Source organism: Micromonospora solifontis, from assembly GCF_003725545.1.
Classification (GTDB): domain Bacteria; phylum Actinomycetota; class Actinomycetes; order Mycobacteriales; family Micromonosporaceae; genus Micromonospora; species Micromonospora solifontis.
In genome coordinates this window covers 36099-44962 of record NZ_RJLN01000043.1, presented here as the reverse complement: position 1 = coordinate 44962, position 8864 = coordinate 36099, and the positions used below count along the sequence as shown (strand labels likewise).

11 protein-coding genes are annotated in these 8864 nt (G+C 72.7%); 8 read left to right on the top strand and 3 right to left on the bottom strand.

The annotated features are described in order from the left end of the window. Positions 1 to 463, top strand: a 463-nt coding sequence (locus EFE23_RS16460; RefSeq protein ID WP_148058460.1) for an RICIN domain-containing protein, incomplete at its 5' end; no start/stop codon positions are given. Positions 464 to 619: 156 nt separating this feature from the next. Here EFE23_RS16460 and EFE23_RS16455 read toward each other — a convergent pair. Next, positions 620 to 1084, bottom strand: a complete 465-nt coding sequence (locus EFE23_RS16455; protein WP_123241809.1) for a carboxymuconolactone decarboxylase family protein — start codon at positions 1082 to 1084, stop codon at positions 620 to 622. 140 nt (positions 1085 to 1224) lie between these two features. On the opposite strand from EFE23_RS16455, the gene EFE23_RS16450 reads away from it, so the two are divergent. The 5 genes from EFE23_RS16450 (at position 1225) to EFE23_RS16430 (ending at position 4304) form a co-directional block, all read left to right on the top strand. Next, a complete protein-coding gene (locus EFE23_RS16450) occupies positions 1225 to 2094 on the top strand; it encodes a sigma-70 family RNA polymerase sigma factor (RefSeq protein WP_123241817.1) in 870 nt (289 codons plus the stop codon). Further along, on the top strand, positions 2091 to 2492 hold the full coding sequence (locus EFE23_RS16445; protein WP_123241808.1) for a helix-turn-helix domain-containing protein: 402 nt from the start codon (positions 2091 to 2093) through the stop codon (positions 2490 to 2492). The genes EFE23_RS16450 and EFE23_RS16445 overlap by 4 nt, the downstream gene beginning before the upstream one ends. Positions 2493 to 2527: 35 nt before the next feature. Then, on the top strand, positions 2528 to 2947 hold the full coding sequence (locus EFE23_RS16440) for a VOC family protein (RefSeq protein ID WP_123241807.1): 420 nt from the start codon (positions 2528 to 2530) through the stop codon (positions 2945 to 2947). A gap of 12 nt (positions 2948 to 2959) precedes the next feature. Further along, on the top strand, positions 2960 to 3625 hold the full coding sequence (locus tag EFE23_RS16435) for a DUF998 domain-containing protein (RefSeq protein WP_233601017.1): 666 nt from the start codon (positions 2960 to 2962) through the stop codon (positions 3623 to 3625). 64 nt (positions 3626 to 3689) lie between these two features. After that, positions 3690 to 4304, top strand: coding sequence for a histidine phosphatase family protein (locus EFE23_RS16430; protein ID WP_123241806.1), 615 nt, complete (start codon positions 3690 to 3692; stop codon positions 4302 to 4304). Between the two features lie 28 nt (positions 4305 to 4332). Here the strand turns inward: EFE23_RS16430 and EFE23_RS16425 are convergent, their stop codons facing one another. After that, entirely contained in the window at positions 4333 to 4782 is a 450-nt protein-coding gene (locus EFE23_RS16425) for a protealysin inhibitor emfourin (RefSeq protein ID WP_148058459.1), read from the bottom strand. A gap of 172 nt (positions 4783 to 4954) precedes the next feature. Here EFE23_RS16425 and EFE23_RS16420 point away from each other — a divergent pair, with 172 nt between their 5' ends. Together EFE23_RS16420 and EFE23_RS16415 are read left to right on the top strand one after the other, a co-directional pair. Then, positions 4955 to 7351, top strand: coding sequence for a M4 family metallopeptidase (locus tag EFE23_RS16420; RefSeq protein ID WP_123241804.1), 2397 nt, complete (start codon positions 4955 to 4957; stop codon positions 7349 to 7351). Between the two features lie 98 nt (positions 7352 to 7449). Further along, complete coding sequence (locus EFE23_RS16415) at positions 7450 to 8214, top strand: enoyl-CoA hydratase/isomerase family protein (RefSeq protein WP_123241803.1); 765 nt, start codon at positions 7450 to 7452, stop codon at positions 8212 to 8214. A gap of 74 nt (positions 8215 to 8288) precedes the next feature. On the opposite strand, the gene EFE23_RS16410 is transcribed toward EFE23_RS16415, so the two are convergent. Beyond that, complete coding sequence (locus EFE23_RS16410; RefSeq protein ID WP_123241802.1) at positions 8289 to 8732, bottom strand: HNH endonuclease; 444 nt, start codon at positions 8730 to 8732, stop codon at positions 8289 to 8291. Positions 8733 to 8864 lie beyond the last annotated feature (132 nt).

The window sequence follows — 8864 nt, the reverse complement described above, 5'->3', positions numbered from 1 at the left end:
TTCCAGCATCACGGTGAGCGAGGGTTCCGGCCCCACCAACCCGACGACCTCGCCGCCGACCACCACCAGCCCGCCCCCGAACCAGGGCGGCGCCAAGCGAATCTACGGCGCCCAGTCCGGCAGGTGTATCGACGTGCCCAACTCGTCGCAGACCGACGGCACCCGGGTGCAGCTCTACGACTGCCACGGGCTGGCCAACCAGCAGTGGACGTACACGTCCAGCCGGCAGCTGACCGTCTACGGGAGCAAGTGCCTCGACGCCGCCGGCTCCGGCAACGGCTCGGCCGTGCAGATCTACAGCTGCAACGGGCAGGCCAACCAGCAGTGGAACGTAAACTCCAACGGCACCATCACGGGTGTCCAGTCCGGACGCTGCCTGGACGTCTGGGGCACCGGCAACGGTCAGCAGGTCCAGATTTACGACTGCAGCGGACAAGCCAACCAGAAGTTCACCCTCAACTAGTCCGCCCGTTCCTCGGGGGCGGCGGCGACTGCCGCCGCCCCTTTCCATGACGGTGGAGCGTAGGAAACCGTCGGTGGCAGGGCCAGGTGCGGTCCGGCGGCGGGCCGGGGCGGCGAGGTGCGCCCCGGCCCAACCGTTTTCGTTCCGGTGACCGGGTCAGCCCCAGTTCTGCGGGGCCGGCTGCCGGGTGGTGGCGTTGATCCGGTTGAAGAAGTTGGTGGTGGCGATCCAGAGCACCAGCGCCGCCAGTTCCTTCTCCCCGAAGTGCCGGGCCGCCTCGTTCCAGATCTCGTCCGGCACCGCGTCGGCGCGGTCGGCGAGCCGGGTGGCGGCCTCGGCCAGGGCGAGCGCGGCCCGCTCGGCCTCGGTGAAGTACGGCGTCTCCCGCCAGGCGGCCACCGCGAACAGCCGCTCCTCGGTCTCGCCGTTCTTGCGGGCGCTGCGCGCGCCGGAGTCGACGCAGGCGCTGCATCCGTTGATCTGGCTGGCCCGCAGGTGGACCAGCTCCAGCGTGCTGCCGGGCACGCCGGCCGAGTGGGCCGCCTTGTAGAGCAGGTTGATCCCCTTCGCCGCGTCGGGGAGCAGCGCGGCCGAGTTCCGGATACGGGGTTCGAGCGTCATTTTCATTCGTCCTGTCTTGGTAGGCTGGCCGGCGATCGTCACCGCCGCTGTGGACGTCCGTCACCGCGATGTCGAGGGCCGGACCCGCCGCGTGACAGATGTGACGGCGATCACGCGGGGGCGTGGAGGGTGGCGAGGCCGTGACCGACACCGACCTGCTGGTCGAGCGTTTCGAGGCGCAGCGGCCCCGGTTGCGCGCGGTCGCCCACCGGATGCTGGGGTCCGCGGCCGAGGCGGACGACGCGGTGCAGGACACCTGGTTGCGGCTCAGCCGCGCGGACGTCGACGGCATCGACAACCTGCCGGGCTGGCTGACCACCACCGTCGGCCGGGTCTGCCTGGACCGGCTGCGCTCCGGCGCCGCCCGGCACGAGGAGTCCACCGACACGGCCGGGGAGGAGCCCGCCGTCGAGCCGGCCGGCGGACGCGACCCGGAGCAGGAGGCGCTGCTCGCCGAGTCGGTCGGTCAGGCGCTCGAGGTCGTGCTGACCACCCTCGGCCCCACCGAGCGCCTGGTGTTCGTGCTGCATGACATGTTCGCCGTCTCCTTCGACGAGATCGCGCCGGTGGTCGATCGGAGCCCGCCGGCCGTACGGCAGATCGCCAGCCGGGCCCGGCGCCGGGTGCAGAGCCGCTCGGCCGACCCGGTGGTCGACCCGACCCGCCAGCGCCGGGTGGTCGAGGCGTTCCTCGCCGCTTCCCGTGAGGGACGGTTCGAGGACCTGGTCGGCCTGCTCGACCCGTACGTGGTGCTGCGCGGCGACGCCGCCGCGGTCCGGATGGGCGGGAGCGGCGAGGTGCGGGGCTCCTCCGCCGTGGCCGACTTCTTCAACGGCCGCGCCCAGGGCGCGGTGCCGGCGTACGTCGACGGTGCGGCGGGCGCCCTGGTCATCGTGGGCGGGACCACCCGCCTCGCGCTCAGCTTCGTCGTCACCGACCGGATCATCGGCATCGAGGTGGTGGCCGACCCCGAGCAGCTCCGTGGCCTGGCGGTGGTGGTCGACCGGTGAGCCGGGCGGTCGAGGAGTCCAACCGGGCGATGCTGCGCGCCCGGGACGCCATGGACCGGGCGTACGCCGAGCCGCTGGACATCCCGGCGCTGGCCCGGATCGCGCACGTCTCCGAGGCGCACTTCATCCGTACCTTCCGGGCCACCTTCGGCGAGACGCCGCACCGCTACCTGCAACGCCGTCGCATCGAGCGGGCCATGTCGATGCTCCTGGAGACCGGCCGGGACGTGACCGAGATCTGCTATGCGGTCGGGTTCGGCAGCCTCGGCACGTTCAGCCGGACGTTCCGGCAGATCGTCGGGGAGTCGCCCACCGACTTCCGCCGGCGTCGGGCGCTCGCCGCGAACGTGCCCAGCTGCTTCGCCAAGGCCTGGGCCAGACCCAGCAGTTTTGGATAAGCAGCAGGTCAGGCGGGGGTCGTAGCGTCTTCGACATGACGATGAACGCGATTTCCCGCTCCCAGATCTACGTGCTCGATCAGGACGAGGCGCTCGACTTCTACGTCGGCAAGCTCGGCCTGGCGGTCGGCAGCGACCAGGACCTCGGTTTCATGCGCTGGTTGACCGTGCACGTACCCGGCGACCGGGAGCACGAGATCCTGCTGGAGAAGCCCGGACCGCCGGCCCTCGACCCGGCCACCGCCGAGCAGGTGCGGGAGCTGCTGACCAAGGGGGCGATGGGTGGCTGGCTCTGCCTCACCACCGACGACGCCCGCAAGACGTACGAGGAGTTGGTGGCCAAGGGCGTGGACGTCACCGACGAGCCGACCGAGCGCCCGTACGGGATCGACTTCGGCATCCGCGACCCGTTCGGCAACCGGATCCGCATCGGCCAGATCTTCTGGCGGGGCTGAGGAGGCGGACCGGTGACCGACGTGATCAGGACCCGGCCGGTGGGCCGGGTGACGGCGGACGCCGCGCTGCTGGCCGGCGGTGTCCTCGCCGGACCGCTCTGGGTGGCGGTCGCGCTGGCGCAGGGGCTGACCCGGGCGGGTTTCGACTTCCGGCGGCACCCGGTGAGCGTGCTGAGCAACGGCGACCTGGGCTGGGTGCAGATCGCCAACTTCGTCCTCGCCGGGCTGCTCTGCCTGGGTGCCGCGGCGGCGCTGCGCCGGATCCCGCACCCCGGCCTCGGCCCGGTCAGCGGCCCCTGGCTGATCGGTCAGTACGGCCTCGGGCTGGTGCTGTCGGGGATCTTCGTGGCCGATCCGGTGGACGGCTTCCCCGCCGGCACGCCGGCTCCGGGCACCGTGAGCTGGCACGGCCTGGCGCACTTCGCCGCTGGCGCGGTGGCCTTCCCGGCCCTGATCGCGGCCTGCCTGGTCGCCGCGCGGCGATTCGCCGGGCGGGGCGAGCGCGGCTGGTCGGTCTTCAGCGCGGTCACCGGGCTCTTCTTCGCGGCGGCCTGGCTGGCACTGATCGGCAGCGGCGGGCGGCCGGTCGCGATGGTGCTCTTCGCCCTGGCGGTCGCGGCGGGCTGGGCCTGGGTCACGGTCACCCTGTGGCGCGCCCGGCGGGACGCGGCGGGCTGACGGGACAGCCGGGGGCGGGCGGCGCGGGCTAGGCTCGCGTCTCCCGATCATCGTGAGGTGACGAGTGGCGAGCCGACTGCTTTTCCTGGCCCGGCACGGCGAGCAGGACCGCGCGGACGAGGAGTCACCCGCGGTGGGCCTCTCCGAGCGGGGCCGGCGGCAGGCGACCCTGCTCGGCGAGCGGTTGCGCGACGCGCGGATCGACGCCGTGCACCACGGGCCGTTGCCCCGGGCCGCGGAGACCGCCGCGCTGGTCGCCGCCGCGCTGCCCGGCGTACCCGTGCACGTCTCGGACGACGTGGGGGACCACCTGCCGCACGACACGGACCCGGCCGGCCTGCCCCCGGCGTACGCAGACCTCCTGGCCGCCTACGACGCGGCCGAGCGGGCCGAAGGGCCGCGCCGGACGGCGGCGGCGGTGGACCGCTTCGCGACCGCCCCGGCCGACGGGGACGTCCGCGAGCTGGTGGTGACCCACAGCTTCCTGATCGCGTGGCTGGTCCGGCACGCGCTGGACGCCCCGGACCGGCGTTGGCTCGGCCTGAACCCGCACAACGCCGGCCTCACGGTGATCCGGTACAGCTCGGGCCGCCCGCCGAGCCTGATCGCCGTCAACGACGTGGCCCACCTGCCGCCCGAGTTGCGCGGCACCGGCCTGCCGGCGGACTACCGGTTCTGAGCCGTCCCGGGCCGGCCGCCGGCCGGCATCAGCCGGTTGCCCGGTTGAGAAGCTCGACCACCGCGCCGGTGGCCGCCGGCGCGGTGGCCTGCGACGGGCAGTCCACGTAGCCGGTCGTCGTGTCGCCCACGGTGAGCTGGTAGGTGAAGGCGTCCGCGCACATGGTGGCCGGGGTGGTGGCGGTGGCCTCGGCGGGCAGCCGCGGGTCGGTGGTGAGCTGGCGCAGCCGGTCGAGGTCGGTGGTGGTGAGCCGGCCGGCGTGCGAGGCGCCGGATCGGTCGACCTTCGTCCAGTGACCGTCGGTCTGCACGGTCACCGTGTCGGCCAGCCCAGCGATGCCGCCGGACTTGGTCAGCACCACCCGGGCCGGGAGGGTGGCCGGCGGTCCGTCGGCGGCCGGGGCGCCGGACTGCGCGCAGCCGGCGAGCGGGGTGAGAAGCGCGGCGAGGAGGCCCGCCGCGACGGGGGTCGTTCTCATGCCGATCGGACGCACGGGTGTGTCACTCGGTTCCGTGTCACCTGCACCACCTCATCCGAACGGCCAATGTCTGCGGCAGGAAAGCGCTCGCCCTCTTCCACCTTCTTCGATGTATCGCTATATCTACATCAGTGACTACCCCCGTCACAACTTTCTCGCTTCAGGAGGGCACGTGAAGAGATCCCTCGCCGCCGTCAGCGCAGCCTTGCTCACCAGCGGCGTGCTGACCTGCGTCACCACCACGGCGTACGCGGCAACCCCCAGCGCCGCCCCCGGCTCCGAATCCGCCGCCGCAGCTCGCGCGGACAGCCTGCTCCGGGCCAACCCGGGTGCCGTCCAAGGCGCCAGCGGAGAGGCGTACCAGGCCGTCCGCACGAAGGTGGACCCGTCCGGGGCCGCCCACACCCGGTACGCGCGGACCTACCACGGCCTGCGCGTCTACGGCGGTGACTTCGTCATCCACACCGCCCCGAACGGCGCCATGACCGGCGCCTCGTCCGGCCTGGCCGCCCCGCTCACCCTGAGCACCACCGCCAAGGTCGGCGCGGCCGCCGCCAAGGCCAGCGCGCGCAAGGCGTTCTCCGGCACGCTCACCTCGCTCGGCAGCCCGGAACTCTTCGTCGACGCCAGCTCCGGCAAGGGCCGCCTGGCCTGGGAGACCGTCGCCACCGGCTGGCGGGCGGACCAGCAGACCCCGTCGAAGCTGCACGTCATCACCGACGCCAGCACCGGCAAGGTGATCGGCTCGTACGACGAGATCGAGTCGGTGGTCGGCAGCGGCCAGGGCATCTACACCGGCACGGTCAGCATCGACACGACGCTCTCCGGCAGCACCTACTCGATGGTGGACCCGTCGCACGGCAACGGCCGTACCTGCGACATGAACAACACCACCAGCGGAACCTGTACCACCTTCACCGACGCCGACAACGCGTGGGGCAACGGCAGCAACTCCAACCGGCAGTCCGCCGCCGTCGACGCCCACTTCGGCGCGGCGAAGACCTTCGACTACTTCAAGAACGTGCACGGCCGCAACGGCATCTTCGGCAACGGCAACGGTGTGCCGAGCCGGGTGCACTACGGCAGCAACTACGTGAACGCCTTCTGGGACGGCTCCCAGATGACCTACGGCGACGGCTCCGGCAACTCCCGCCCGCTGGTCTCGCTCGACGTGGCCGGCCACGAGATGAGCCACGGCGTCACCGAGGCGCTCGCCGGGCTGAACTACTCCGGTGAGTCGGGCGGCCTCAACGAGGCCACCAGCGACATCTTCGGCAACATGGTGGAGTTCTACGCCAACGCGCCGGCCGACCCGGGTGACTACCAGGTCGGTGAGAAGATCAACATCAACGGCAACGGTACGCCGCTGCGCTACATGTACAACCCGTCGCTGGACGGCTCGTCCGACTCCTGCTGGAGCACCAGCACCAAGAACAAGGACGTGCACTACTCGTCCGGCGTGGCGAACCACTTCTTCTTCAACCTCGCCGAGGGCACCGGCGCCACCTCGTACGGCACCTCGCCGGTCTGCGGCTCGGCCCCGGCGGTGACCGGCATCGGCCGCACCAAGGCGGAGAACATCTGGTACCGGGCGCTCGACCTGTACTTCACCTCCAACACCTCGTACGTCAACACCAGCAACCCGGCCAACACCGCCCGGGCGTACACCCTCAAGGCGGCGACCGACCTGTACGGCAACTGCTCCACCGAGTACAAGACCGTCCAGGCGGCGTGGACCGCGGTGAACGTGGCGGGCTCCGACGCGCCCTGCGGTTCGACCGGTAACGACTTCTCCGTCTCGCTCTCGCCGACCTCCGGCTCGGTGACCGCGGGCGGCTCGGTCTCCACCACCGTCGCCACCGCCACCACCAGCGGGACCGCGCAGACCGTGACGTTCTCCGCGTCCGGCCTGCCGAGCGGCGCCACCGCGTCGTTCAGCCCGTCCTCGGTGACCTCGGGCGCCTCGTCCACCCTCACCATCAGCACCACGTCGGGCACCCCGGCCGGCACCTACTCGGTGACCGTCACCGGCACCGGCTCGGTGAGCCACTCGGCGACCTACAGCCTGACGGTGAACGGCACCGGCGGTGGCTGCACCGGGGCCGGGCAGAAGCTGGGCAACCCCGGCTTCGAGTCCGGCACCTCCCCGTGGACCGGGAACACCGGCACCATCGGGTCGTACTCCGGCCAGACCGCCCACTCGGGCACCCGGTTCTCGTGGCTGAACGGCTACGGCTACAGCAGCACCGAGTACATCGCCCAGTCCGTCGCCCTGCCGGCCGGCTGCACCTCGTACAACTTCAGCTTCTGGCTGCACATCGACAGCTCGGAGACCACCACCAGCGTCGCCTACGACAAGCTGTCGGTGCAGGTGCTCAACTCCTCCGGCAGCGTGCTGGCGACCCTGGCCACCTACTCCAACCTCAACAAGGCCAGCGGCTACACCCAGCGCAACTTCTCCCTGGCCGCCTACGCCGGCCAGACCGTCACGCTGAAGTTCCTCGGCACCGAGGACGTCTACCTGCAGACGTCCTTCGTCATCGACGACACCGCGGTCAACGTCTCCTGACGTAGCCGCCCGACCCCGGGGCCCGGCGGCCACCCCCTGCGGGTGGTCACCGGGCCCCGCCGTTATGGTCGGCCGGACCGGCGGCGCGAGGGGGAGAGATGTCGGACGCGGAGCTGACCGTCACGGTGACCGGCCCGGTGGCCACCGTGGTGATCCGGAACCCGGCCCGCCGCAACGCCATGGCCCCGGCCATGTGGCGGCAGTTGCCGGTGCTGCTCGACGGCCTCGAGGCCGACCCCGCCGTACGCGCCCTGGTGCTCACTGGCGCCGACGGCACGTTCTGCGCCGGCGCCGACCTCGGTGAGCTGGACGAGCTGCTGGCGGCCGGGGACGGGAGCATCGCGGTCGCCGCCGAGGAGCGGCTGGCCGCGTTCGGCAAGCCCACCGTCGCGGCGATCCGGGGCGCCTGCGTCGGCGGCGGATGCCAGCTCGCCGTCGCCTGCGACCTGCGGCTGGCCGCCGAGGACGCGCGGTTCGGCGTACCCCCGGCCAAGCTGGGGCTGGTCTACCCCGCGCCGACCACCCGCCGGCTGGCCCGGCTGGTCGGCCCGTCCGCCGCCAAACACCTCCTGTTCACCAGCGAGCTGGTCGACGCCGGGCGGGCGCTGCGGATCGGCCTGGTCGACGAGGTGCTCCCCGCCGACGCGTTGGCCGCCCGGGTGGAGGCCGTCACCGCCGCGATCGCCGAGCGCTCCCGGCTCACCGTCGCGGCGGCCAAGGAGATCATCGACGGCCGCGCCGACGACGACCGGGTCGCCTGGTGGCACGGGCAGGTCCGGGACAGCGGCGAGGCCCGGGAGGGAGTGGCGGCGGCCAACGAGCGCCGCCCGCCGCGCTTCACCTGGACCCCACCAACCGGCTGAGGGGAGAGGGGCCGGCGGGCGCCGCGCCGGAGGCGTACCCCCCGACGCGGCCCCCTGTGCCCGCCGGCCGTCCGTCACCGCCCGGCCATCGCGGCCCAGCTCGGCGTCACCGGCTCGCGCCGCAGCGGCATGCCCGCCTCGGCCGGCGTCCGGTCGCCCTTGCGCTGGTTGCAGTCGTAGCAGGCGGCGGTCGTGTTCTTCCAGGTGTTCCGGCCGCCCCGGGAGCGGGGCAGGATGTGGTCGACGGTGCTGGCCGGGCCGTCGCAGTACGCGCAGCGCCGGCCGTCGCGGCGCAGCACCCCGCACCGGGACCAGGCCGGCCCGGCGCTGAACCGCCAGCGGGTGACCACGTACCGGACGAGGCGGACCACGCGCGGCATCGGGAACACGCCGATGACCTGGTCCGGCTCGGCCTCGTGGATCTCGGCGACCCGCCGGCAGAGCATCCGGATCGCGTGCTGAACGGTGACCCGGTGCAGCGGGCCGAGGTCGGCGTTGATGACGAGGACGGCGTCCACCGGGCTCTCCCTTCACGATCGGTGGTGCGGCAACGAAAAACCGCCCGGTCACGGGACCGGGCGGCGGCGGGACGGACGCGGGTACGCGTCAGTCCGGCCACCCGGTGCGCGGACCTTCGGCTCGGCAACCAT

Bases quoted from the DNA above. Each gene is read 5' to 3' on its own strand.
- EFE23_RS16455 (WP_123241809.1), bottom strand. From the start codon at position 1,084: ATGACGCTCGAACCCCGTATCCGGAACTCGGCCGCGCTGCTCCCCGAC.
- EFE23_RS16440 (WP_123241807.1), top strand. From the start codon at position 2,528: ATGACGATGAACGCGATTTCCCGCTCCCAGATCTACGTGCTCGATCAG.
- EFE23_RS16425 (WP_148058459.1), bottom strand. From the start codon at position 4,782: ATGAGAACGACCCCCGTCGCGGCGGGCCTCCTCGCCGCGCTTCTCACC.
- EFE23_RS16415 (WP_123241803.1), top strand. From the start codon at position 7,450: ATGTCGGACGCGGAGCTGACCGTCACGGTGACCGGCCCGGTGGCCACC.